The sequence below is a fragment of the Bradyrhizobium sp. 2TAF36 genome (assembly GCF_052114925.1).
GTDB lineage: Bacteria > Pseudomonadota > Alphaproteobacteria > Rhizobiales > Xanthobacteraceae > Bradyrhizobium > Bradyrhizobium barranii.
In genome coordinates this window covers 1-23512 of sequence record NZ_JBFRFR010000048.1, presented here as the reverse complement: position 1 = coordinate 23512, position 23512 = coordinate 1, and the positions used below count along the sequence as shown (strand labels likewise).

The following is a 23512-nucleotide window of genomic DNA, read 5'->3' as shown; positions in this document are numbered from 1 at the left end:
ATGGGCGGACGATGAACCTGGTGTTTTCGACAGACGATCTGGAGCCGTCCAAACGCTACGCCGCGTGGCAAGGCGCGATCTGCGACGTCTACGTCCATGTCGACGTGAATGCCGAGGAGCGGTCCGACTATCACGGCTTCATTCGCGAGGCACGGTTCGGCGCGGTGACGATGACCGACGTCCTGCTGTCGGAGCAGCGCATCTCGCGCCGCGAGCGGCACATCGCGAAGCTCGACAAGGATTGCTACTACGTCGAATTCGTTCAGCAGGGCCGGGTCAACGTGCTCCAGGCCGGCCAGACCCTGCTGTCGAATCCCGGCGTGAGCGCGATCTTCTCGGCCTCCGAGGCTTATGATCTCGAATGCGTCGGCAAGGTACGATCGCTCTATCTCGAGATTCCGCGCGCGGAATTCTCGGCGCGCTTTAGCGAGGGGCGGCTGCCGGTCGTCACTGCGATGGCCACGAGCCGCGGCCTTGGCCGGATTGCCGCCGAGTTCTGTGCGACGCTCGCCGCGGAGGGCGCGCCGCTGGACGAGACCGCGAGAACGCGACTGGGCGGTGAGCTGATGGACGTGCTGGCGCTCGCGCTCGACATGGGCGAGCGGGACGAATTCTCCGAGGATGCGAGCGCTGCGCAGGCCCGCCTGCGCTCGGTCAAGGCCTGGATCGAGGCGCACCTCACCGATGCGGATCTGTCGCTGGAGAAGATTGCGAAGAGCAATGGCGTCTCGCTCAGGCATCTGCATTATCTCTTCCGGCTGACCGATGTCTCGGTGTCCGAATGGATTTTGGATCGCCGGCTGCAGCGCTGCTACGACGTGCTGACGCGGCCGGAACTGCGGTCGCTGTCGATCACCGAGGTCGCCTATCAGCTGGGCTTCAGCAGTTCGTCCTATTTCAGCACGGTGTTCCGCAGGAAGTTCGGCCACAGCCCGTCGGATTTGCGACGGCGCTAGAGAACCTGCACCGCGCGAGGCGATGCAGGTCCGTCGTTGTCGGCGTTACTTCACCAGCGGGCAGCCGCCGTCCTTCAGCGGCCGAAACGCCTGGTCGGCCGGCACTTCGGCGAGCAGCTTGTAATAGTCCCACGGGCCCTTGGATTCCTCGGGCTTCTTCACCTGGAACAGGAACATGCTGTGCACCATGCGGCCGTCCTCGCGCAGGATGCCGTTGTCGGTGAAGGCATCCTTCACCGGCAGCTCGCGCATCTTGGCCATCACGGTCTTGGTGTCCTTGGTGCCGGCGGCCTGCACGGCCTTGAGGTAGTGCAGCGTGGCGCTGTAGGTCGCGGCCTGGTTCATCGTCGGCATACGCTTGATGCGCTCCTGGAAACGCTTGCCGAAGGCGCGGGTCTTGTCATTGAGGTCCCAGTAGTAGGCCTCGGTGATGATCAGGCCCTGCGCGAGCTTGAGCCCCAGGCTGTGCACGTCGGAGATGAACATCACGATCGCAGCCAGGTTCTGGCCGCCGGCGACGATGCCGAACTCGCCGGCCTGCTTGATCGCGTTGATGGTGTCGCCGCCGCCGTTGGCGAGCCCGATGATCTTGGCCTTGGAGGCCTGGGCCTGAAGCAGGAAGGACGAGAAATCGGCCGTGTTGAGCGGATGCTTGACACTGCCGAGCACCTTGCCGCCGGCTGCCTTCACCACATCGCCGGTGTCGCGCTCGATCGAATGACCGAACACGTAGTCCGCAGTGAGGAAGAACCAGCTGTCGCCGCCGTTCTTGACGATGGCGCTGCCGACCGTGTGGGCGTTGGAATAGGTGTCGTAGGTCCAGTGCGCGGTGTAGGGCGAGCAGGATTTTCCGGTGATGTCGGAGCTTGCCGCATCGGTCACGATCATCACCTTCTCGTACTGCTTCGACAGCTCCATCACCGCGAGCGCGGTGGCGGAAGTGGGCAGGTCGATGATCATGTCGACGCCCTCGGTCTCCCACCATTTGCGGGCGATGGTAGAGGCGACGTCGGGCTTGTTCAGCACGTCGGCCGCGACCATGTCGATCGGCTTGCCGAACATCTGGCCGCCAAAATCCTCGATCGCCATCTTGGTGGCCTCGACATTCCCCTGGCCGCCGATGTCGGAATAGACCGAGGAGAAGTCGGAGAGCACGCCGATCTTGAGCGGCGCCTGCTGGGCGGAGGCGGGGACGATCAGGGCAGCCGACAGCAAGCCGGCCGCAGACACGAGTGCTGCGATAGGTCTCATGGATACGTTTCCTCTTGTACGGGACTATTCTGTCCCTTTGTCCGACAAAGTTAGAGGGAGGTTCCCCAGGAGTCAATTTGCTGCATCTGCGGCATGAATGACGCAGTTTGACGCGTCTTCGGGGCGATCCTATAGTTTGTCGGACAATCGCCATTGGGGGCTACCGTGCCGATTTCGCCGCTCTTCCGTCCGATCGATGTCGCGCCGGCCTATCAGAAAGTCGCCGACGCCATCGAGCGCGAGATCGTCAATGGGCGCATCAAGCCCGGCGATCCCATCGGCACCGAGCATGATCTGGTGCGCCAGTTCGGTGTCAACCGCTCGACCATTCGCGAAGGCATCCGCGTGCTTGAGGAGGGCGGCTTGATCAGCCGCGATTCCTCGCGCCGTCTGCACGCCTGCCTGCCGCGCTACACCAAGCTCGCAAGCCGCCTCAGCCGCGCACTGGTGCTGCACGAGGTGACGTTCCGCGAGCTCTACGAGGCCTCGATGACGCTGGAGGTGGCGAGCATCGAAGGCGCGGTGGAGCGCGCGACCGAAGAGAACCTCGCCGAGCTCACCAACAATCTCGTGCGCAGCGAGGCCGTGGTCGGCGATCCCGCCACGCTTGCCGAATGCGATGCCGAGTTCCACGTGCTGGTCGCCAAGGCCTCGCAGAACCGCGTGCTCCAGCTCGCACGCGAGCCGGCGGCGCAGCTGTTCTATCCGACCACAGAGATGATCGTGACCGGCGTTGCCGAAGGCGGCCCACGCCTCGTCGCCGCGCACCGCCATCTCATCGAGGCGATCCGCCGCCGCGACCGCGAGGCGGGCGTGCTCTGGACGCGCCGGCACTTGCAGGACTGGCGGCGCGGTTTCGAGAAAATCGCCTCGCTCGATCGGTCGGTCGAGCACATGTACATGGAGCACGCCCAGGCGGCCCGGCGCAGATAGGCGCCTGATGAAGACGCAAGATTTCAGCCAAGAAATCCAACAAATAAAGACATCACACGGAGGAACACATGACCGGCGACATCGCAGCCACCATCTCGAAAGCGCGCGAGCACTCCATCGGCGATCTCTTGCGCCGCTCGGCAGGCCGCGAGCCGAACAAGCTCGCAGTGAGCTGCGGCGATGTGAGCTGGACGTTTGCCGAGATGGACGCGATCTGCAACCGGCTCGGACGCGGCCTGCTCGGGCTCGGCGTCAGCAAGGGCGATCGCGTTGCCGTGCTCTCGCGCAATTCGCATGCGTTTGCGGCGTTGCGCTTCGCGCTGGCGCGGATCGGTGCGGTGCTGGTGCCGATCAATTTCATGCTCAACCCGGATGAGATCAATTTCATCCTGAAAAGCTCCGGCGCGAAGCTGCTTGCGACCGGCCCCGATTTCGTCGAGCCGGCAAAGGCCGCAAGCGCCAGGGATTGCGCGGTCGAGAAGATGATCTGGCTGCCGGGCGAGGATCCGGCCACGGCGTCCGCGGGCCTCACCACTTTCGACGATCTCCTCAGCCCCGATGGCTCGTTCCTGGAGGCCTCGGTCGACAGCCGCGATCTCGCCCAGATCGTCTACACCAGCGGCACGGAATCGCTGCCCAAGGGCGCGATGCTGACCCATGAAGCCGTGATGTGGCAGTACGTGAGCTGCATCATCGACGGCGGCATGAGCGCGGACGACAAGTTCCTGCACGCGCTGCCGCTCTATCACTGCGCCCAGCTCGACGTCTTCCTGGGGCCGCAGATCTATCTCGGTGCCTCCGGCGTGATCACGGGCAAGCCGACCGCCGACAATATCCTGGCGCTGATCCAGGCGCACAAGATCACGTCCTTCTTCGCGCCGCCGACGATCTGGATCGCGATGCTGCGCTCGCCGAATTTCGACAAGACCGATCTGTCGACCTTGCAGAAGGGCTATTATGGCGCTTCGATCATGCCGGTGGAAGTCTTGCTCGAACTCCAGCGTCGCCTGCCCGCCGTAAAATTCTGGAATTTCTACGGCCAGACCGAGATCGCGCCACTCGCGACCGTGCTGCGGCCCGAGGACCAGCTGCGCAAGGCCGGCTCGGCCGGCAAGCCCGTGCTCAATGTCGAGACGCGCGTGGTCAATACGGCGATGGAAGATGTGAAAGTCGGCGAGGTCGGGGAGATCGTGCACCGCTCGCCGCATCTGCTCTCCGGCTATTACAATGACCCCGTGAAGACCGCGGCGGCCTTCGCCGGCGGCTGGTTTCACTCCGGCGATCTCGCCACCGTTGATGAGGACGGCCACATCACCGTGGTCGACCGCGTCAAGGACATGATCAAGACCGGCGGCGAGAATGTCGCGAGTCGCGAGGTCGAGGAGATGGTCTACCGCATCCCTGCGGTCTCCGAGGTTGCGGTGGTCGGCCTGCCCGATCCGCGCTGGATCGAGGCGGTGACCGCGATCGTCGTGGTCAAGGCCGGCGAGACGCTGGATGAGGACGCCGTCATCAAGCACTGCGCCGGCCAGATGGCGCATTTCAAGGTGCCCAAGCGCGTGATCTTCGTCGACAGCCTGCCGAAGAACCCGAGCGGCAAGCTGCTCAAGCGCGAATTGCGCCAGCGCTTCGTCGGTGGCGAGACGCTCGACAAGGCGATCCAGAAGAACTTTGGGACGTAAGCACGGAGCGGTTGCCATGAAGGTCTGGCAGGTCGCGCGCGACTGGTCGATCGAGGGGCTGGAGCTGGCCGATCTGCCCGAGCCCACGCCTGGCCCCGGCCAGGTCACGGTGCGGATGAAGGCGGCATCGCTCAACTACCGTGATCTGCTCACGGTGCAGGGCAAGGGCGGCGTCACGAGATTGCCGCTGATCCCGTTCTCGGACGGTGCCGGCGAAGTCATCGCGGTCGGTGACGGCGTTGCCCGCATCGCGGTTGGCGATCGCGTCTGTCCGATGTTCTTCCTGTCCTGGATCGACGGGAAGGTGTCGGCGACAAGCCGCCGCTATGCGCTCGGCGGTACGCGGCCGGGCGTGTTGCAGGAGGTGATGCTGCTCGATGCCGAGGGCGTCAGCCGCATTCCATCGCACCTTTCATTCCTGGAAGCGGCGACGCTGCCCTGCGCCGGCCTCACGGCGTGGCGCGCGCTGTTCGAGGAGGCCAGGGTGAAACCTGGTGACACCGTGCTGGTGCAGGGTACCGGCGGTGTCTCGATCTTCGCGCTGCAATTCGCAAAGCTCGCCGGCGCGAGCGTGATCGTGACGTCGTCGAGCGACGAGAAGCTCGAACGTGCCAGGGCGCTCGGCGCCGACCACACCATCAACTATCGTTCGGTGCTGGAATGGGGCAAGGCCGCGGCCGACTGGACCGACGGCGGCGTCGATCACGTCGTCGAGGTCGGCGGCAAGGATACCTTTGCGCAGTCGCTCGAGGCTATCAGGGTCGGTGGCAACATTCTGGTGATCGGCGTGCTCACCGGCTTCTCGCAGCAGATCGCGATACCGAGCCTGTTCTCCAAGAACCTGCACGTCATCGGCCTGTCAGTCGGCAGCCGTCGGATGTTCGAGGGGATGACGGCCGCGATAGGCCGCAACGGCATGAAGCCAGTCATCGACCGTGCGTTCGGCTTCGATGCCGTGCCGGACGCGTTGCGGCTGATGCAGCAGGGCGGTCACTTCGGCAAGATCGTGGTTGAGTTTCCTTAGCCCATCTCGCCGGAGAGCTTCCTGACGTCGTCGGGCGTCCGTCCGAAGCGGCGGCGGAATGCGCGATGGAAGTAGGAGACGTCGTGAAAACCGGCGAGGTGCGCGATCTCGATGATCTTGCGCGTGCGCAGGTTTGGATTTCGAAGCAGCCGCTCGGCGCGCAGCAGCCGCTGCTCCAGCACGAAGCCGCTATAGGTGATGCCGGCCTGCTCGAACATCAACTGGATCGTGCGCGGGCTGATCCGGTGCGCGGCTGAAAGGACGCTGAGCGACAGCGCGGGGTTGTCGAGCTGGGCCAGGATGTCGGATTTGAGGGTTTCGAGGCGCGCGGCCGCAAGGCCGCGCATGCGAGCCTCCTCGGCGACATCGCCGCGCGCTCCGATCATCAGCACGGAGAGGTCGAACAAATGCTGCGAGACCGCATCGAGCTCCGCGGGCGCGAGCTTGTCGGCATAAGTGTGCGCGAGATCATAATATCGCAGGAACATCGAGGTGATCGGATTGGCGCCGGGGATCGACTGCGCGATCAGGTCCTCGGCATTCGGGCAGGCGCGCAGCAGCGCCTTGCGCGGCAGTAGCGCGGTCTGGAAGTTGCCGTGCGTCGTCTGGGTGATATGGGCGCCCTTGATCGAGGGGTCGCCGATCGTGACGTCGCCAGCGGCGACCTCCAGCGGACGTCGTCCCATGGTCCCGCTCAGCGCCGAATTCGGCGACATCGTGATCACTAATTCGTCGTTCGTCCCCAGCGATACGAAGGACATCGGCGTGCCGAACGAGGCCGAGAGTCGGAGGCGCGGAAGGATGGCCGGCGAAATGGTCCGGTGAACACGTCCTTCCCCGATCGGAACGAAATCGACGTCCGCGACCTGGCGGCAGAACTGCTCGCGCCATCTTTCATAGGCCTGGCCATTCGGGTCGCCATCGAATGAGAGTTGAGGCTGGATCATCGATCGGGAAGGGCAGATTAGTTGGCGATTTACGGCAGGTTGTATCGTCAGGCCGGTGCTCCGCAACCGCAAAAGCGCCGGATTGCGTGATAAGCCACTCGCGATGACGCCCTGTGACCGCGACCTGGTGCCGCAGCCCGGTGTGCCGGGATGAAGAAGCGCGAGCGCCAGCACGAGCAGCGCCCGGTGCTTGAGCAGCATGGTGAACGCATCCGGCGCGCTGTCGGGGGCATCCTCGTTGCAGCCGCGCGAGGCGCGATCGTCGATCGCCTTTCCGGGAATCATCAGCACGCAGGCAATCGCGATGGCGCCGAACGCGGCTGCCAGCACGAACACGGCGAYATAGCCGAACTTGTAGCCGAGATAGCCCGACAGCGGCGGGGAGGGGAGCGCGATGCCATCGAGCGTTGAATGACGGCCGGCGGAAATGGTCTTGCACAAGCAGGGCTGACAAGACGGGCTCACATGACCGGCCAACTGGCGCCGGGGCGGACCGGAAAGTAACATGTGCTAGCCGGGTTGGTTCCTCCGCACTTGCGATGGGAGGGCTACGGCGTCATCTCGTGGGTGTCCCCTCCTTCTTCTGGATCACGGCCATGCCTCTCTGGACCTGCGAAACCTGCGGCGCCCAATTTCCTGAAAGCGAAAAACCGCCCGCATCCTGTCCGATCTGCGAGGACGAGCGGCAGTTCGTGAACTGGAAGGGCCAAACCTTCCTCACACGCGAAGCGTTGGCGGAACGGCACCGCCTTGCCTGGCGGGATGATCTCGGCCTCACCGGCATCGGGTCCGAGCCGAGCTTCGCCATCGGCCAGCGCGCGCTGTTGGTGCCGCTCGGCGACGGCTGTCTGATGTGGGACTGCGTCCCGCTGGCGACGTCGGAAGCCATCGCGCATGTGCGCTCGCTGGGCGGGCTGAAGGCGATCGYGATCTCGCATCCACACTACTATGGCGCGCTTGCCGACTGGAGCGAGGCGTTCGGCGGCGTGCCGGTCTATCTGCATGCCGATGATCGCCAATGGGTGACGCGTCCGCATCCCTCGATCGTGCATTGGACCGGCGATCAGCAGCGCATCTCCGACGATGTGCTGCTGCTGCGCACCGGCGGTCATTTCGCGGGCGCCACCATGCTGCACCATGCGCGCGGTGCGGATGGCAAGGGCGCGCTGCTCACGGGCGACATCGCGCAGGTGACGATGGACCGCCGCTTCGTCAGCTTCATGTACTCCTATCCGAACTACATGCCGCTCAACGCCGCCGCGGTGCGGCGGATCGCAGCCGCTGTGGAGCCGCTCGCCTTTGACCGCATCTACGGCGCCTGGTGGGGCCGCAACATCGCCTCCGGCGCCAAGGCCGCATTCGCAGCGTCCGTGCAGCGATACATCGCGGCCATCGCCTGACGCGTGACGACCAAACCCCCTTGTTCTGATCTAATAACTGTACTATAAGTACAGATATTAAGCGCGACGCAACGATGCGTTTGCCGGTCCGGCACGAACAATGCATCGTTGTCTCGGCGGACGTATTCTGCGGCCGCGTGAGCGGGAGTTGGACGCATGACCGGGCAGCGCGACTACGAGATCTTTGAGGCCGGCGACGTCACGCTTCAGTCCGGCGCCGTCTTCCCCGCGATGAAGCTCGCCTACAAGACCTACGGCACCCTCAGCCCGGCCAGGGACAACGTTATCCTCTACCCGACCTCGTTCAGCGCCCAACACTACGACACGGAATGGCTGATCGGGCCCGATGGCGTGCTCGACCCAACGCGCTACTTCATCATCATCCCGAACCTGTTCGGCAACGGCCTGTCATCCTCGCCGTCGAATTCCGGCGAGGCGCCATTCCCGCAAATCACCTATCACGACGCCATCGCGATCCAGCACCGGCTGCTGACCGAGCGCTTCGGCATCTCAAAACTCGCGCTGGTCTATGGCTGGTCGATGGGCGGCATGCAGACCTATCATTGGGCGGCGCTGCATCCCGACATGGTCGCGCGGGCCGCGGTGGTCTGCGGCAGTGCGCGCTGCGCGCCCTATAATTACGTCTTCCTCGAAAGCGTGAAGGCTGCGCTGACCGGTGATCCCGCCTTCCGCGACGGCCGCTTCGTCGAGAAGCCCGTTGCCGGCTATCGCGCCATGGGGCGCGTCTATGCCGGCTGGGCGATGTCGCACGGCTTCTATCGCGACGAGCTCTGGCGCGAGGCGGGCTTCACCTCGCTCGAGGATTATCTGGTCCGCAACTGGGACGCGACCTTTGCCCGGCGTGATGCCAACGATCTCCTCGCGCAGGCCGGGATCTGGCAGCGCGGTGACATCAGTCGTTGCGCTTCATTCGATGGCGACCTCGATCGGGCGCTGGCCGCGATCAAGGCGCATATGCTGCTGATGCCGGGCGCGACCGACCGCTATTTCGACGTCCGCGACAACGAGGACGAGCTCGGCGGGCTGGTCAACGCAAAATCGGCGGTGCTGCATCCGATCCCGTCGCTGCACGGCCATCGCGCCGGCAACCCCGTCAACAATCCGCGCGACCAGGCCTTCCTCAAGGCCGAGGTCGCAGAGCTTCTCAGCAAATAGGACGAGCCTTCGATGATGACTGACGCGACCGTTTCAGAGCCCGGCCATCGCCTGAAGCCGCTGAGCCCGGCGATGCTGCGCGAATTGTCGGTGCGCTCCAATCTCAGGGGGGCCGCGAAAAGTCTCAGCCATTACGGCCTGGTCGTGCTGGTCGGCGCGCTGGTCTGGAAGGTCTCTTCAGCCTGGGGCGTGTTATGGGCGCTGCCGCTGATGGCGGTGCAGGGCTATTTCGTCGCCTTCCTGTTCATGGCGCTGCACGAGACCGCGCACAAGACCGCGTTCAGAAGCCGTGGCCTCAACCTTGCGGTCGGCTATCCCTCGGCCTTCATCATCGGACAACCTTACGAATATTACTGCCTGTTTCACTGGGACCATCACCGCTACACCCAGGATCCGGACAAGGATCCGGAGCTGATTGTCGGCGTGAAGCCGACATCCGACACGCAGCTCGCGCTCGCCTATAGCGGCCTGCTTCAGGTCGCCGGCCGCCTCCGGTTGATGCTCGGCCACGCCGTCACCGGCAAGGTGACCGTGCCCTGGATTCCCGAAAACAAGCGCGCCGTCATCGTGCGCGAGGCGCGCGCCTATGCTGGGCTCTATGCGCTGCTGCTCGCGCTCTCGCTGTGGTTTTCCTCGGCGTTGCTGCTCTGGGTCTGGATTGTCCCGCTGATCATCGGGCAGTCCTTCCTGCGGCCCTATCTCTATGCCGAGCACACCGGCTGCGACCGCACCCGCAGCGCCTTCCAGAACACCCGCACGACCTACACCAGCGCGATCGTCAAATGGTTCGCGTGGAATATGCCCTACCACGTCGAGCACCACGCCTATCCCTCGATCCCGTTTCACGCGCTGCCGAAGCTGAACGAGATCGTCGACGACGAGATCGTCCATCGCGGCCGCGGCTATATCAGGACGACGCGCGAGACCTGGGCCTGGTTTCGCCGGCATCGGCAGATTGGTTAACCCAATGCAAAACTCCGGCCGCACTGCGACCGGAGCTTTGTCGAGGGCATCAGATATCAGTAGATCCCGTAGGCGCAGACATTCACGACGCGAACGCGCAGGCCATGGCGGGTCCGGACGACGCGCTCCTGGTAGCAGTTGCTGACGCCGGTGTTGACGTAGACGCCGCCAAAGCCCCAGCCGGGACCCCAGTGATGATGGAAGCCGTGGGCCGAAGCCGCGGTGGGCGCGAGAGCGGCAGCACCGAGCGAACCAGCGGCGATCAGACCAAGAGCAAGCTTACGAAACATTTTCATTCTCCAGTGTGGCGCTAAGGCCGTTGTTGTGTCCCTGCTTCTCCGTCGGGCTGAGACGCGAACGCGTTCAGGGCGCGAGGCAGGAATCGTGTTTCAGGAATGTTTCGTGAGCTTCGGTGAAATGCGCCGCTGTCAGGCTTTTCGCGCCGCTGCGCGATAGCGCGCAGCCATCGCCTGCGTCATCTCCGCCATCTTCTCGCGGAGATCGGCGGGCTCCAGCACTTCGGCTTCGGACCCCAGCCGCAACAATTCGGATGCCGCGTGCCATGACGTTTTGCCGGTCGGCACGCGCGCGATGCGCCAGCCGTCGGCATCCGTGGTCTCTTCAATCTGTGTGCGCGCCTTGACGTAAGGCTGGCTCAGCGCGTCGAGCAGTTTGACGCCGAACGGCGACAGCCGCACGATCGCGATATTAGGATGCATCTCGGCTTCGAGGCGAAGCGTCGCGGCCTGCCAATAGGCGGCGAGATCGAACGCGGCGGGACGATCGAAGCGATCGTCGAGCGCGGTGCAGTCCAGCACGCGCGCGATGCGATAGGTGCGCGTGCTGCCGTCGACGTGACCGGCGAGATACCAGCTGCCGCCCTTCAGCACGAGCCCGAGCGGTGCGACGCGGCGCTGCTTCTCCGCGCGCCAGCTCTGGTAGCGGATCCTGATCAGCGTCCCGCGCAGAGCGGCGCCGGCAATGGTGCGCAGATGTTTGGGCTCTTCCGTCTCGCCGAACCAGCCGGGCGCGTCCAGGTGAAAACGCTCCTGCATCCGCCCGGCGTCTTCGCGAAGGTTGGCAGGGAGTGCCGCCATCAGCTTGTTCTGCGCGGCGATCATCGCCGCGTCCAGCCCGAGCGCCGCGGCCGGCCCCGGTAGTCCTGCAAGGAACAGAGCCTCCGCCTCGTTCTGCGACAGGCCGTTCAAACGCACGCGATAACCGTCGAGCAGGCGATAGCCGCCCTCCGCGCCGCGGTCGGCATAAACGGGGACGCCGGACGCCGCGAGCGCGTCGATGTCGCGATAGATCGTGCGCACCGAGACCTCGCAGGCTTCCGCAAGCTCGGGCGCAGTGACCTGCCCCCTGGCCTGGAGGGTGGTGAGGATCGACAGCATTCTGCTCGCGCGCATGATCCCTTAAACCATACCTGACACAGGATGTCAGGTATGGTCCGCTACAAGCGCCATCGCCAGCCGGCCAGATGGAGACCTGTTATGACCGATCACAACCGCATCACCCTGTATTATTCGCCGCAAAGCCGCGCCACCGGCACGCGGGTGCTGCTGGAGGAGCTGGGCGCGCCCTACGATCTCCATGTCCTCAACATGAAGGCCGGCGAGCAGCGCCAGGGCGCCTATCTCGCCATCAATCCGCTGGGCAAGGTGCCGGCGGTCCGCCACGGCGGGGCGCTGGTGACCGAGCAGGTCGCGATCACCATCTATCTCGCCGATCTGTTTCCGCAGGCGGGGCTGACGCCCGCGCTGAACGACCCGCTGCGCGGTCCCTACCTGCGCTGGATCGCCTATTACGGCGCATCGTTCGAGCCGGCCCTGATCGACAAGTTCATGCAGCGCGAGCCGGCACCGATCATGCAGTCACCCTATGCCGATTACGACACCATGCTGGGCGCGCTCGAGGCGCAACTGTCGAAGGGTCCGTATCTGCTCGGCGAGCGCATGACGGCGGCGGATGTGTTGTGGGGCGTCGCGTTCAGCTGGACCATGATGTTTGGCATCGTGCCGAAGAAAGACGTATTCGTTCGTTATGCCGAACGGATGACGTCCCGGCCTGCGTTCCAGCGGATCAATGCCGCCGACGATGAGATGGCGGCGCGGCATGCCGCGGCTGCAGGTGGTTGAATGATCCAGGGTTGCAGATGACAAAGTCGATGCACACGACCAACTGCTTCAACACCTTCATTCGGGTCGCTGAAGACTGTCCCGCGCATACCGGCGAGGAGCCGCCGCTGCGCGCGGGAAAGCCGACGGTGGCGTGCCTGCAATACGAGATGATCGCCAAGGCACCCTACAAGCACACGTCCGACGACGTGATCTTCGCGACGTCTGCGCCGGGACGTGAGCTCGATGTGAAGGCGACGAAGACGGAGAAGCATGCGGCCCGTGAAGCGTTTTTCTCCCGGGGCCAGGCGTGCATGAGGGCGTCGAGCCTGGGCAAGCGCTTCGGCTGGGGCGTTCATGCCGACAGTGAGGGCCGGATCGCGATTTACGCCGTCGACAGCAAACGCTACCAGGCGCTCGTCCGCGATCCCAAGCTCACGCAGGTGCGCGCGATGCGGTCGCAGCGGGCGTGATCAGAATTTTGGCGGCCGTTTTTCCGCGAACGCCTTGATACCCTCCTTGATCTCGTCGCCGCGCATGCTGTCGCGGTGGCGCTCATCGGCGGCCGCTTCGTCCAATTCGCCACGGGCGAATTCGTTGATGGCGCGCTTCATGCCGGCCATCGCCTGCGGCGCGTTGCCGGCGAGAACCGTGGCGAGCTTGTCGACCTTCTCGTCCAGGAGTTCCACCGGCACCATGGCGGTGAGATAGCCGATCCGCAGCATCTCCGGCGCGCTGATCTTCTGCGCGGTGAGGAACAGCTTCTTCGCATTGTCGACGCCGAGCCGCGTCACGTAACGCTTGATGCCGCTTCTGTAGTAGTGCAGCCCGAGCCGCGCCGCCGGCATGAACATCTCGGCGGTATCGACGCCGATGCGGAAATCACAGGCGAGCGCGAGATCGGTCGAGCCGCCATAGACGCCGCCATTGAGCCGGCAGATCGTCGGCACGCCGAGATCCTCCAGCCGGTTGACGACGACCTCGAACGCCGAGCCCGCGCTCTGCTGCTCGTTGGCGCTGACCGCGCGCTCGGCAACCGAGTTGAGGTCATAGCCCGCCGAGAAGGCCCGCCCCGTGCCGGTCAGCACTAGCACGCGGATATCAGGATCGGCCTCGATCCGGTCGAAAAGTCTGACCAGCTCGCCGAGATCCTCGGCCTGGAGCCGGTTGAGATGTTTGGGCCGGTTGAGGCGGATGGTGGCGCGTGCGCCGTCACGTTCGRGCACGGGGCCTGAGGCTGCGTCGGCTGTGTCCGACATTCTTGTCTCCTTTTATTTGTTTTCGAGTGTGCGGCGCTTGGCTTCCGCATCGATGGTCTCGGCGAGATCGGGATGCCGCGCCATCAGCACGCGGAAGTCGACGAGGTCGAGCACCAGCAGCCGCGACACCTTCGTGGTCGAGACATTGGCACCGCGCTTGTTGTTGCCGAGCAGCGCCATCTCGCCGAAGAACGCGCCCTCGCCGAGCTGGACCTTCTTGCCGGGCAGGTCGACCTCGACCTCGCCGGCGGCGATGAAATACATGCAGTCGCCCTGCGTGCCCTTGCGGATGATCATGGTCCGCGCGGGCAGCTCCATGGTGCGCAGCATGTGGGTGACGTCGGCGATGGCGGCAGGCCCGAGCGCTGCGAAGAACGGCACCTTGCTGACGGATTCCCAGGTCTTGAGGAAGTTGTCGCGGCGGGTCTCGGCGGCAAAGCCGGTCGCCAGGATACCGGTCCACAGTCCGAACACGCCGAGGCCGGAGATCATCACCATCGCCGCCACGATGCGCCCGAGCGGCGTCACCGGCACGACGTCGCCATAGCCCGTCGTTGTCAGCGTGACGACAGCCCACCACAGCGCGGCGGGGACGCTGCCGAAAGTCTGCGGCTGCACGTCCCGCTCCAGGAAATATTCGGCGACGGAAGCGAGGAACACCACCATCAGGAATATCACGAGCACGCTGACCAGCGGGCCCGATTCCAGCACCAGCACCCGGCGCAGCTGCCGCAGGCCCGGAATGCCCGGCACCACCTTCAACACCCAGAGCACGCTGAGCAGCCACGCCGTCTTCGGCTCGATGCCGATCAGGAGCGCGGCCGGCACGGCCAGCGCGCCCAGAGCATCGACCACTCCGGCCGAGGAGGTCATGTAGAGCGACAGTCGCCCCGTCTGTGCCATGTGGCGCAGCCGGACCACCCATTCGAACACGAAATAGACGAGGCAGGCCCACAGCAGGGCGTCGACCCAGCGGTGCGCCGTCTCATAGGCCGGGTTGACCGTCAGCAGCACCATGCTGAGCACGCCGAGCCCGACCGCCACATAGGCCGCCTTGGTCATGTTGCGGCCGGCCGTGGCGGCCACGAACTGGGCCAGTGCGGGGATCAGCGGCTTGGACATGCGGGAAGGCGGGCTCGATCGTGTCTCTTGCGGTCCCGGCTGGGACGCCGCCGCCAAAGTGCCCGCCCGGGCAGGAGCCGTCAACGACGGGCAGGGGGCTGCCCGCAGCATCGTCCGACAGGCATGCGGCAAGCCCGGTGCCGTGGGGATCCGGGGCGCTACCTGAAATGTGGCGGCTCGTCGTAGCCGCGGCGGCTGCTGAAAAAAAGCAGCATCATCAGGCCGATGCCGACGACGATGGCGAAACCCGCGCCCAGCGCCAACGCCACATAGCCTTCCGTCGGGATCGGCTCGCCCTCGATCGTCATTGCGGAATAGGCGAAATATCCAGCCGCCACCAGCATGCCCAGAAGGATGATGACGAGGAGTGTACGCATCGCGCGTGCTCCGGTTGTATCCGGGAGCAAACGGTTGTGGATGGGGGGCGGTTCCCGGATTCGGCCGGAGGATTCGCGGGAAATGCCGGCAAGGCGCCGCTGCGAGACCCGTCAAATCGATAGGTCAGGCACTCTGAGCTGTCTTCACCACGACGATCTTGCTCTCGTCCTGCTGGGGAGGGGCCGTATCCTGGGCGACCTTGTCGGCCTCGCCGCAGTGGCGTTTGAGATAGTCGCGGCGCATGCCGATCTCGTCGCGGACGAACTCGTAGCCGAGCTTGAAGGTGTCGAGCCCGTCGGTACTGATCGTGCCGTCCCTGAGACCTATGACCGCGCCGCGCAGAATGCCCTCCAGCTCGTCCTGGAGACATTCGAGCTGGTCCAGCGAATGCGCGTGCTCGATGCGTTCGCCGATGTCGAGGACGGCGGTGGAAAGCTCGCCAGCCTTCTCAGGCGCGATCCGGGTGATCTTGGCGTAGATCGCTGCGAAGATCGAGCCGATCACGCTGAGCGCGGCGGCGCCCAGATACATCAGGTCGCTGTACTTATCCATGAACGACTTGGTGTCGTCGTTGATGTAGTCGGCCGCCCCCTGATGCGCCATCACGTAGGCATCCTTCTCGACGGAGGCCGGCTCGATTCGGCTGGCGAAGCCGTTGTCGAGCCCGAGCGCGGACTTGTTCTCATAGACGACGCGCGCGAGCTCGCCCGCCGTGCTCGCCGACATCCTTGATTGCGCGACCAGCAGCCATTCGAGCCCGATCGTGTCGAGGTCGTCGTCGGGAATTTCCGGCGACGCAGACAGCGTGCCCGCAGTCAGCGTTTCGCTGGAAATGCCGGGAATCTTGCGCGCGAGCGCCTTGGCCTCGTCGATCGCGTTCAGCGTGAAGCCGCCGCGCTTGGCGACCTGCTCATAGGCCTTGTCCCGCACCGCCCTGGAGGCATGGACGATGGCGATCACCGCACCAAAGCCGCTCGCCGGCGCGAACAGCTTGTCGAGCGTTGCACCCTGCGGCGCCATCTGGATCTTCGCGGCGTCCGGACCGTCGGGGATGTCGAGGATACTACGGACGAAGGCGAGCGAGGATTCGTTCTCGGCGAGGACGGCAACCTTCTTCTTCTTCAGCTCGGCGAGCGATTTGATCTTCTTGCTGCCGGGACCGAGCAGGAGCACCAGATCGTGCTCGAGGATCGCGAGCGTGCGCGCCCGCAGCGGCACCTTGGCGTCGGTGCGAAGGACGGCGAGGTCGGCCTGCTTGCGGTCGAACTGTGCGAGCGCCTTGGCATTGTCTGCGTTGTTGACGATCTTGATCCGAAAGCGCGAGGCGTTGTTCTTCAGCAAAGTGGCGAGCTTGGCGGCGAACAGCGCCTCGTCGCTGTTGGGGGTGCCGACGGCAAAGGTCAGCGTCTCCGAATTGTGCAGCATGGCGCGGCCGCCCCAGACGGTGGCGAGCGACAGCAGCAGGGTCAGCACGACGTAGAGAAAGACCTGCTGCTGATTGGTCTTGATCACCTTGGGGCGCCGCGGCGGCGGTTCGGTCGGTGACGAGGTTGGGCCTTCAGTACTCATGGCAGCACTCCGGCCCTATTCCTGAGTGGCGGACGGCTCGCGGATGCGATCGCGGCGGGCGCCCTGCAATTCCTAAACGTCTGAAAAAAGAACGATATTCTCTGCCGACAATGATAGCGCGCCGATGCCGGAATGCAAAATTCGAGCCGGAGGTAACCTTACTCGATCTGGCCGCGGCGATTGGTCATCCTATCACCAGTTAGCCACAGTTGGCGATTTTCCAGTTCCCCCCGGCTGCATTCCGTCGCGGGAGATGTCATAAATCACACGTCCCGGCGATTTGACCGGTCCAAAAAGAAGTTGCGCTAACGCTCCGATCTTTCTTGTCACGTCAATGAGGGCGTCAGCTTGTCGTTTCCACCCATGTCATCGGCGGTTCCGGTCGAAGCGCTCATTGGCTGGATGTTGCTGCTCACCTTCAAGCACATCATCGCCGATTTCGTGCTCCAGACCGCCTGGATGGCGCACGGCAAGGACCAGAAGCACGGCTGGGCTTTGCCGCTTCTGGTGCATTGCCTGATTCACTTCGCGGTTGCGCTGCCGCTGATCCTGTTGGTGGCGCCGCGATTCTGGTTCGTCGCGTTCATCGACTTCGCGATCCACATCACCATCGACCGCGCCAAGGGGTTCGTCTCCGCCAATTTCGGTGTCGACCTGGCGCATCCCTGGTTCTGGACCCTGATCGGCGTCGACCAGGCCCTGCATCATTTGACCGGTTTCGGCCTTTCCATCTTCATGGCGGCGAACTGAGGCCGGCGGCTCGCCGGAGTGGCTGCCGAGCCTGCATAGTTCGAGACGGCGCTTCGCRCCTCCTCACCATGAGGGGTTAGGATCTTTCAGCAGAAACAGACCTCATCCTGAGGAGCCCGCCAATGGCGGGCGTCTCGAAGGATGGCCGCAGGCGGTCGCCAACCCCGTTTTCAACCCACCAGGGCGCCTCCGATTCGCGACGAGGGCGCAAGGACCCCGGGTGACTACCGGGCGGCGTGGTTAACCTTTCATTAGAGAATTGCGCTGCATCTTCGGCAACGAGGAGAACCGCAATGTTTTCAAGCCGCGACGCATATGAAAGCGATTTCTGCCCGGTCGGCGACGAGCTCCTTGGCGAGATGTATCGCGCCAGCGAGAGTGGCCTGCCGAGGCTGGTTGAGAGTGTTTCCCCTGACGCGCGCGCCAGGCTGGCGCTGTTCTGCTATCGCCGCAGCCATCTGCATTCGCTGGCGGTCGCGATCGCAGCCAGCTGCAACGAGCGTGACCTGATCGACAACGGCGGCCGCGTTGGCTCGACGCTCTACGCGCTGTCGCGCGAAAGCGCGGTCAAATCGTCGCCGTCACTGTCGGGGGGCCGCAAGCCGATCACGCTGTCGACCAAGCCGCTCTCGGTGCTTGCACCGCTTGAGGACGGGTTCGACGACGAGGTCAGCGAAGCCGTTCCAGCTGTAGCCGTTCCAGCCTAAGCGGCCTCGATTACCGGCAGTCCGAATTTCCGCCGCGCCATCGCGCATTCGGCGTCTCCCGGCATGCAGGTGCGGCACACCTCCGGCCGCACCTCGTAAATGCCGCAGGACGTCTGCTTTCCGATCTCCCCCCGCAACGCCGAACAGCGATCGCCCTCGCAGCGCATGCCGGATTGGCGCGTGTTGACGAGCGTCTCCGGGATTGCGGCAAGCTCCTCGTCGCTCTCGATCGAGAAGCGCGGCCAGTTCTCCGAATAGCCACAGCAGGCGCCGCAGCTCTGGCACCAGCTCGACAGGTCGACGGGGGAATTCTCTTCCATCGCGCTCACGTGTCCTTTGGCGGGCCCCAGACCAGGCTCTGCCGCCATCTCGCGCGCAGCACGTCGCGCCGCTCCGGATATTTATCGTCGAGATAGTTCGCATCCACGACGCGATCGGTGCGGAAGCTGCGGAAGTCGCCGCGCAGCTCGCACCAGGCCGCAAGCAGGCGCACGGCTTCGAGATAGCCGACCGAGATCGGCCAGATCATGCGCTCGCTGGGGCGGCCCTGCTCGTCGCGATAGCGCAGCATGATCTTCTTGCCTTCGTGGATCTGGGTGCGCGTGCGCGCCATGTCGAGGCGGTCCGGCTCCCTGTTCCAGCTCGGCCGCGCGCGGCTTGCCGGCTCCAGCACGAAGGGACGCAAGCGCTCAGGCACGGTGTCGGCGATCTTGGCCATCAAATCTTCGGCCGCGCGTGCCAGCGCGGAATCGGCATGGCCCGCGACCCATTGCGCGCCCAGCACCGCCGCCTCGATCTCGTCGGGTGTCAGCATCAAGGGCGGCAGGTCGAAACCCTTCTCCAGGATGTAGCCCATGCCGGCTTCGCCGCGGATCGGCACCCGCTGGCCGATCAAGGTTGCGATGTCGCGATAGATGGTGCGCTTCGAGGTCTCGAGCTCGGCCGCGATCGCGTCCGCGGTCAGCGGCTTACGCGTGCGCCTCAGCACCTGGATGATCTGAAACAGCCGGTCGGCGCGTCTCATGGCAATTCTCTTATCGGGGGACGGATCAGAAAATGGCGCGCTGCTGCTGACAGGATGTTGGCAGCAGGGGGTGTCTATACCGGGACAACACATCGACTGAAGAGGATTTGTCCATGATCATTCCAACCCATTTTGGCCCGGCGATTCCGATGTTGCGGGCACAGGTCTGGTCCGCCTGGGCGCTCGGCCGCCTCGTTTCGCTCGATCTCATGGCCGTCCACCTCCGATTTGCTCTCGCAAGCGTGATGGCACGCTTGCTGACCCAGGCTGCGGACGCGCTGGCCCGCCATGTCGTTCGTAGTGTCATGGCCCGCGCCTGGCGGGGGGCCCGTTTCGCAGAAGATATCACGGCTGCTGCCACCATGGTGGCAGCAGCCGGTCACTAGGTTCCCTCAAAGTTTCGCAAGTCCAAATTTCGCAAGCCCAAATTTCGCAAGTCCAGGAGAGAGTTCGCATGATCACGCTTTATGGCTTTGGCGCCGGCTTCGGCCTCCCGGAAATCAGCCCCTTTGTCACCAAGACCGAGGTCCAGCTCAAGATGGCGGGACTGCCCTACCGGAAGGAGCGCGCGATGCCGCCGGCCTCGCCCAAGGGGCAGCTGCCGTTCATCGACGACGGCGGCGAGGCGGTGGCCGATTCCACCTTCATTCGCGCCCATATCGAGCGCCGCTATGGCTTCGATTTCGACGCCGGGCTGTCGCTGGCCGAGCGTGCGCAGGCCTGGGCGTTCGAGCGCATGATCGAGCATCACGTCTACTGGGCGCTGGTCGGGGCGCGCTGGGTCGATCCGGTCAACTTCGCCAAGGGGCCCGCGCATTTCTTCGACGGCGCGCCGGAGCACAATCGCGAAAAATTGCGCGAGGATGCGCAATTCCGTGTCGCCGAGAACTATCTGCTCTCCGGCCTCGGCCGCCACGCGCCGGATGACGACGTCGATCTCGCGGTGCGTTCGCTGTTTGCGCTCTCGGTCCAGCTCGGCGACAAGGCCTATCTGATGGGCAACAAGCCCTGCGGTGTCGATGCCACCGCCTTCGGCGCGCTCGCCGGAATCCTGACGCCCTTCTTCGAATCCGGCCTGCGTCAGCGCGCCGAGGGATTTGCAAACCTCACCGCCTATGTCGACCGCATGATGGACGATTATTATCCGGAGTTCGCCTGGACCCCGCTGCGGCAGGCGGCCTGAGGCTTGATGGGATGAGACCCGACTAGCGCCCCGACAGAGGTGCGTTCCCTCCCCCCTTGCGGGGGAGGGCTAGGGAGAGGGGTAGCCCAGGACAAGGTGCCGGTTGTTGTTCTTGCATCGAGGGCGGGGGCGCGACGGAAAGAATCCCCGTGCGGCACCCCTCTCCCTGCCCCTCCCCCGCAAGGGGGGAGGGAACGGAGAGAGCGCCGCTGTTGGCTGAACTGGATTCGACTTCACGCTCGCCAATCTCAAACCCAAAACAAAAGAGCCGGCCATCAGGCCGGCTCTCGTCGTCTCAGAACTTTCGCCGCGCCTTACCTCACGAGCGTGTACTTGCCGTTCTTCACCGTGAGCAGGATGCGCGAGCGCTCGTCGAGGCCGTAGCGGTCCTTTTCGGTGAAGTTGTAGACGCCCTGGCTCGCCGCCAGCTCCTTCTCGGACAGCAGCGCCTGGCGGATCGCTTCGCGGAATTCCGGCGTGCCGGGCTTTGCGGTTTTCAGCGCCGTCGGAATGATGCGCTTGAGGATCTCGAACGCATCATAGGAATGACCGGCGAACTGGCTGCGGCTGTTCGGGCCGTACTTGGCCTCATAGGCGGTGTTGAGCGCGAGGCCCGGCTTCTTGGTGGCGGCCTCGTCGGGCTGGTCCTCGGGGTCCATGACGGGACCGGAGGCCATCAGCACGCCTTCCGCTGCTTTGCCGGCGATGCGGATGAAGTCCATGCTGGCGGCGCCATGGGTCTGGTAGATCAGGCCCTGATAGCCGCGCTCGCGCAGCTCGGTCTGCGGCAGCGCGGCCGCGGTACCGGAAGCCCCGACCAGGATCGCGTCGGGGTTGGCGGCGACGAGCTTCAGCACCTGTCCGGTCACTGACGTATCAGGGCGGGCAAAGCGCTCCTCATCGGCGATGGTGATGCCCATCGGCACCGCCTGGGCCTTCAGGTCGTTGAACCAGAGGTCGCCATAGGAGTCGGAATAGCCGATATAGCCGACGGTCTTCACGCCCTTCGACTTCATGTGGTCGTACAGCACCTTGCCCACGATCGGGATCGGCTGCGGCATCGCCACCGACCACTTCATGCGCTCAGGCGTGATCGGGAACGGCGCCAGGCCGAAATGCGGAATGCCGGCCTCGTTGGCGACGTTGGAGACGGCGATGGTCGGCGGCGTCAGCGCCGAGCCCATGATGATGTCGGCCTTGGATTCGGTCACGAAGCGGCGGGCGTTGGTGGTCGCCGTGGTGGGATCGCCGCCGTCGTCGAGCACGATCACCTTCAGCGGCACGCCGCCGATCTCCTTCGGCACGAATTCCAGCGCGTTGCGCTCGGGAATGCCGAGAGCTGCGCCCGGGCCGGTCGTGGTGGTGGTGATGCCGATGGTGATTTCGCTGGTCTGGGCCAGCGCAGGCAGAGCCGGCAGGGCAAGCGTCGCAGCAGTGATGGCGGCGGTCAGGTAAAAGCGTTTCATCTATTCCTCCCTTGACGTGTTTCTTTGAAAGCAGAAATCGGGGGGTAATTCAGCCCCCTCTTTTGGTGATGCGGCGATTTAGCTCCAGACCTAACTTCCCGTGAATTTGGCTACCATTTCCGCCGGAAACGGTGCCGATTTCAGCTTGTCGGGGTTAACGGGATCGCGGCCGACCAGGACGCGGGTCTCAAAACCCTCGATCGCCAGCGCCTCGCCCTTGTAGACGTTGTGCTTCACCTCGAAGCTCGAGCGCTTGATGCTCTCGATCTTCGTTTCGATGGTGATCCAGTCGCCATAGGTCGAAGGGATGTAGAACTTGGACCGCGTATCGACCATGGGGATGCCCACCAGGCCGTATTTGCGGACCAAATCCTGCTTTGAGAATCCGGCGACCTCGAACAGGGTCGACGTCGAATCGTCGAACATCGCGAAATAGCGCGGGTAATAAACGATGTTGGCGGGGTCGCAGTCGCCCCACTGGATCTGGACGTCGCGCCGGTTCACGAACATGCGATGGCCCTGCTTTCGTTGCGCCTTACTTCGGCGCCATGCGCAGCGAGCCGTCGAGGCGCACCACTTCGCCGTTCAGGTACGAATTCTCGACCATGTGCAGCGCGAGCGCGGCGAACTCGTCGGCGTGGCCGAGCCGGCGCGGGAACGGGATCGCGGCGGCGAGCGAGTCCTGGGCTTCCTGCGGCAGGTTGGCGAGCAGCGGCGTCAGGAACAGGCCGGGCGCGATGGTCAGCACGCGGACGCCGAACTGCGCGAGCTCGCGCGCGATCGGCAGCGTCATGCCGACGATGCCGCCCTTGGAGGCCGAATAGGCCGACTGGCCGATCTGGCCGTCATAGGCGGCAACGGACGCCGTATTGATGATGACGCCGCGCTCGCCGGTCGCCTGCGGCTCGAGCTTGGACATCTCGGTTGCGGCGAGGCGCAGCATGTTGAAGGTGCCGATGAGGTTGACCTTGATCACCTTGTCGAAATCGGCGAGCGCCATCGGCCCGTCGCGGCCGACCACGCGCTTGGCGACGCCGATGCCGGCGCAGTTCACCAGCACGCGCGCGGGTCCATGCGCCTTGGTCGCCTGCGTGATCGCAGCTTCAGCCGAGGCGGCATCGGAGACGTCGCAGGTCACGGCGACGCCCTTGAGCTCGGCGGCGACGGTCTCCGCGAGCTTGGCATTGAGGTCGAACACCGCGACCTTGGCGCCCTGCGCCGCCAGCTTTCGCGCGGTCGCCGCGCCCAGTCCCGATGCACCGCCGGTAACGATGACTGCCTGATCCTTCAACAACATGGCGTTCTCCTTTGGCGATGGTTTCTTAGCCGACYGATATCACACGGTCCGATGGATTGGCAGCGTAGAGCTCCTCGATCAGCGCGTCGCGATGTTCCAGCACCGCGCGCTGGTTGATCGAGCCCTTGTCGGTGAGTTCACCCTTGTCGATCGAAAGCGGCGTATCCAGCAGGATCGCGCGCGTGATCCGCGTCGAGGAACCGGTGGCCGAAGCCAGAAAGCGCGTCAGGCGCTCGCGGAAGGCCTCACGCACCAGCCGGTCGCGGGCGGTGACGGTGAGATCGTCGGCCGGCAGCGTCGGGTGT

26 protein-coding genes and 1 pseudogene are annotated in these 23512 nt (G+C 64.7%); 13 read left to right on the top strand and 14 right to left on the bottom strand.

Features of this window, described 5'->3' with window-relative positions; all coding sequences use genetic code 11:
- The first annotated feature begins 11 nt into the window (after window positions 1-11).
- Window positions 12-956, top strand: coding sequence for a helix-turn-helix domain-containing protein (locus AB4Z51_RS26500; protein ID WP_441498301.1), 945 nt, complete (start codon window positions 12-14; stop codon window positions 954-956).
- A 45-nt stretch (window positions 957-1001) separates the two neighbouring features.
- On the opposite strand, the gene AB4Z51_RS26495 is transcribed toward AB4Z51_RS26500, so the two are convergent.
- Entirely contained in the window at window positions 1002-2207 is a 1206-nt protein-coding gene (locus AB4Z51_RS26495; RefSeq protein ID WP_441498300.1) for an ABC transporter substrate-binding protein, read from the bottom strand.
- A 165-nt stretch (window positions 2208-2372) separates the two neighbouring features.
- On the opposite strand from AB4Z51_RS26495, the gene AB4Z51_RS26490 reads away from it, so the two are divergent.
- The 3 genes from AB4Z51_RS26490 (at window position 2373) to AB4Z51_RS26480 (ending at window position 5846) form a co-directional block, all read left to right on the top strand.
- Window positions 2373-3140, top strand: a complete 768-nt coding sequence (locus AB4Z51_RS26490; RefSeq protein ID WP_085403530.1) for a FadR/GntR family transcriptional regulator — start codon at window positions 2373-2375, stop codon at window positions 3138-3140.
- 68 nt (window positions 3141-3208) lie between these two features.
- A complete protein-coding gene (locus AB4Z51_RS26485; RefSeq protein ID WP_441498299.1) occupies window positions 3209-4822 on the top strand; it encodes an acyl-CoA synthetase in 1614 nt (537 codons plus the stop codon).
- Window positions 4823-4838: 16 nt separating this feature from the next.
- On the top strand, window positions 4839-5846 hold the full coding sequence (locus AB4Z51_RS26480; protein WP_441498298.1) for a zinc-dependent alcohol dehydrogenase family protein: 1008 nt from the start codon (window positions 4839-4841) through the stop codon (window positions 5844-5846).
- Here AB4Z51_RS26480 and AB4Z51_RS26475 read toward each other — a convergent pair.
- Window positions 5843-7234, bottom strand: a complete 1392-nt coding sequence (locus AB4Z51_RS26475; RefSeq protein ID WP_441498297.1) for an AraC family transcriptional regulator — start codon at window positions 7232-7234, stop codon at window positions 5843-5845. The two genes, AB4Z51_RS26480 and AB4Z51_RS26475, sit on opposite strands and share 4 nt — an antisense overlap.
- A gap of 155 nt (window positions 7235-7389) precedes the next feature.
- Here AB4Z51_RS26475 and AB4Z51_RS26470 point away from each other — a divergent pair, with 155 nt between their 5' ends.
- The 3 genes from AB4Z51_RS26470 to AB4Z51_RS26460 all read left to right on the top strand — a co-directional run bounded on the left by AB4Z51_RS26470 (window position 7390) and on the right by AB4Z51_RS26460 (window position 10332).
- Complete coding sequence (locus AB4Z51_RS26470) at window positions 7390-8193, top strand: MBL fold metallo-hydrolase (RefSeq protein WP_441498296.1); 804 nt, start codon at window positions 7390-7392, stop codon at window positions 8191-8193.
- Window positions 8194-8349: 156 nt separating this feature from the next.
- Window positions 8350-9369 (top strand): alpha/beta fold hydrolase, encoded by a 1020-nt coding sequence (locus tag AB4Z51_RS26465; RefSeq protein ID WP_441498295.1) that lies wholly within the window; start codon window positions 8350-8352, stop codon window positions 9367-9369.
- Window positions 9370-9384: 15 nt separating this feature from the next.
- The gene (locus AB4Z51_RS26460) at window positions 9385-10332 is read left to right on the top strand and encodes a fatty acid desaturase (RefSeq protein WP_441498329.1); all 948 of its coding nucleotides are present in this window, start codon (window positions 9385-9387) and stop codon (window positions 10330-10332) included.
- Window positions 10333-10388: 56 nt separating this feature from the next.
- On the opposite strand, the gene AB4Z51_RS26455 is transcribed toward AB4Z51_RS26460, so the two are convergent.
- Both AB4Z51_RS26455 and AB4Z51_RS26450 read right to left on the bottom strand, forming a co-directional pair.
- Window positions 10389-10622: a hypothetical protein gene (locus AB4Z51_RS26455; protein ID WP_014498305.1), complete on the bottom strand. Its 234-nt coding sequence runs from the start codon at window positions 10620-10622 to the stop codon at window positions 10389-10391.
- A gap of 138 nt (window positions 10623-10760) precedes the next feature.
- On the bottom strand, window positions 10761-11744 hold the full coding sequence (locus AB4Z51_RS26450; RefSeq protein ID WP_441498294.1) for a helix-turn-helix transcriptional regulator: 984 nt from the start codon (window positions 11742-11744) through the stop codon (window positions 10761-10763).
- Between the two features lie 84 nt (window positions 11745-11828).
- Here AB4Z51_RS26450 and AB4Z51_RS26445 point away from each other — a divergent pair, with 84 nt between their 5' ends.
- Both AB4Z51_RS26445 and AB4Z51_RS26440 read left to right on the top strand, forming a co-directional pair.
- Entirely contained in the window at window positions 11829-12473 is a 645-nt protein-coding gene (locus tag AB4Z51_RS26445) for a glutathione S-transferase family protein (protein ID WP_441498293.1), read from the top strand.
- Window positions 12474-12490: 17 nt separating this feature from the next.
- Window positions 12491-12925 carry a DUF6157 family protein gene (locus AB4Z51_RS26440; protein WP_441498292.1) on the top strand — a complete coding sequence of 145 codons (435 nt, stop codon included), beginning with the start codon at window positions 12491-12493 and terminating at the stop codon, window positions 12923-12925.
- Here the strand turns inward: AB4Z51_RS26440 and AB4Z51_RS26435 are convergent, their stop codons facing one another.
- The 4 genes from AB4Z51_RS26435 to AB4Z51_RS26420 form a co-directional block, all read right to left on the bottom strand.
- The gene (locus tag AB4Z51_RS26435; RefSeq protein WP_441498291.1) at window positions 12926-13711 is read right to left on the bottom strand and encodes an enoyl-CoA hydratase/isomerase family protein; all 786 of its coding nucleotides are present in this window, start codon (window positions 13709-13711) and stop codon (window positions 12926-12928) included.
- A 12-nt stretch (window positions 13712-13723) separates the two neighbouring features.
- Window positions 13724-14833: a cyclic nucleotide-gated ion channel gene (locus AB4Z51_RS26430; RefSeq protein WP_208088965.1), complete on the bottom strand. Its 1110-nt coding sequence runs from the start codon at window positions 14831-14833 to the stop codon at window positions 13724-13726.
- A 158-nt stretch (window positions 14834-14991) separates the two neighbouring features.
- A complete protein-coding gene (locus AB4Z51_RS26425) occupies window positions 14992-15210 on the bottom strand; it encodes a hypothetical protein (protein WP_071916752.1) in 219 nt (72 codons plus the stop codon).
- A gap of 124 nt (window positions 15211-15334) precedes the next feature.
- Complete coding sequence (locus tag AB4Z51_RS26420; RefSeq protein ID WP_441498290.1) at window positions 15335-16780, bottom strand: TAXI family TRAP transporter solute-binding subunit; 1446 nt, start codon at window positions 16778-16780, stop codon at window positions 15335-15337.
- Window positions 16781-17182: 402 nt separating this feature from the next.
- Here AB4Z51_RS26420 and AB4Z51_RS26415 point away from each other — a divergent pair, with 402 nt between their 5' ends.
- Complete coding sequence (locus AB4Z51_RS26415) at window positions 17183-17530, top strand: DUF3307 domain-containing protein (protein WP_259261208.1); 348 nt, start codon at window positions 17183-17185, stop codon at window positions 17528-17530.
- 293 nt (window positions 17531-17823) lie between these two features.
- The gene (locus tag AB4Z51_RS26410) at window positions 17824-18237 is read left to right on the top strand and encodes a hypothetical protein (protein ID WP_441498289.1); all 414 of its coding nucleotides are present in this window, start codon (window positions 17824-17826) and stop codon (window positions 18235-18237) included.
- Here AB4Z51_RS26410 and AB4Z51_RS26405 read toward each other — a convergent pair.
- Together AB4Z51_RS26405 and AB4Z51_RS26400 are read right to left on the bottom strand one after the other, a co-directional pair.
- The gene (locus AB4Z51_RS26405) at window positions 18234-18557 is read right to left on the bottom strand and encodes a YkgJ family cysteine cluster protein (RefSeq protein ID WP_441498288.1); all 324 of its coding nucleotides are present in this window, start codon (window positions 18555-18557) and stop codon (window positions 18234-18236) included. The two genes, AB4Z51_RS26410 and AB4Z51_RS26405, sit on opposite strands and share 4 nt — an antisense overlap.
- 5 nt (window positions 18558-18562) lie before the next feature.
- A complete protein-coding gene (locus AB4Z51_RS26400; protein WP_135214676.1) occupies window positions 18563-19261 on the bottom strand; it encodes a helix-turn-helix transcriptional regulator in 699 nt (232 codons plus the stop codon).
- Between the two features lie 113 nt (window positions 19262-19374).
- On the opposite strand from AB4Z51_RS26400, the gene AB4Z51_RS26395 reads away from it, so the two are divergent.
- Window positions 19375-19647 (top strand): hypothetical protein, encoded by a 273-nt coding sequence (locus AB4Z51_RS26395; RefSeq protein WP_354175980.1) that lies wholly within the window; start codon window positions 19375-19377, stop codon window positions 19645-19647.
- A 68-nt stretch (window positions 19648-19715) separates the two neighbouring features.
- On the top strand, window positions 19716-20444 hold the full coding sequence (locus tag AB4Z51_RS26390; protein WP_028157342.1) for a glutathione S-transferase family protein: 729 nt from the start codon (window positions 19716-19718) through the stop codon (window positions 20442-20444).
- A gap of 314 nt (window positions 20445-20758) precedes the next feature.
- Here the strand turns inward: AB4Z51_RS26390 and AB4Z51_RS26385 are convergent, their stop codons facing one another.
- The 4 genes and pseudogenes from AB4Z51_RS26385 to AB4Z51_RS26370 all read right to left on the bottom strand — a co-directional run.
- Window positions 20759-21910, bottom strand: coding sequence for an ABC transporter substrate-binding protein (locus AB4Z51_RS26385; RefSeq protein ID WP_208088962.1), 1152 nt, complete (start codon window positions 21908-21910; stop codon window positions 20759-20761).
- A 90-nt stretch (window positions 21911-22000) separates the two neighbouring features.
- Window positions 22001-22420 carry an acyl-CoA thioesterase gene (locus AB4Z51_RS26380; protein WP_212245691.1) on the bottom strand — a complete coding sequence of 140 codons (420 nt, stop codon included), beginning with the start codon at window positions 22418-22420 and terminating at the stop codon, window positions 22001-22003.
- A gap of 25 nt (window positions 22421-22445) precedes the next feature.
- Window positions 22446-23207 carry a 3-hydroxyacyl-CoA dehydrogenase gene (locus AB4Z51_RS26375; RefSeq protein ID WP_038933541.1) on the bottom strand — a complete coding sequence of 254 codons (762 nt, stop codon included), beginning with the start codon at window positions 23205-23207 and terminating at the stop codon, window positions 22446-22448.
- Between the two features lie 25 nt (window positions 23208-23232).
- Window positions 23233-23512, bottom strand: a pseudogene (locus tag AB4Z51_RS26370) (feruloyl-CoA synthase); the annotation flags it as partial.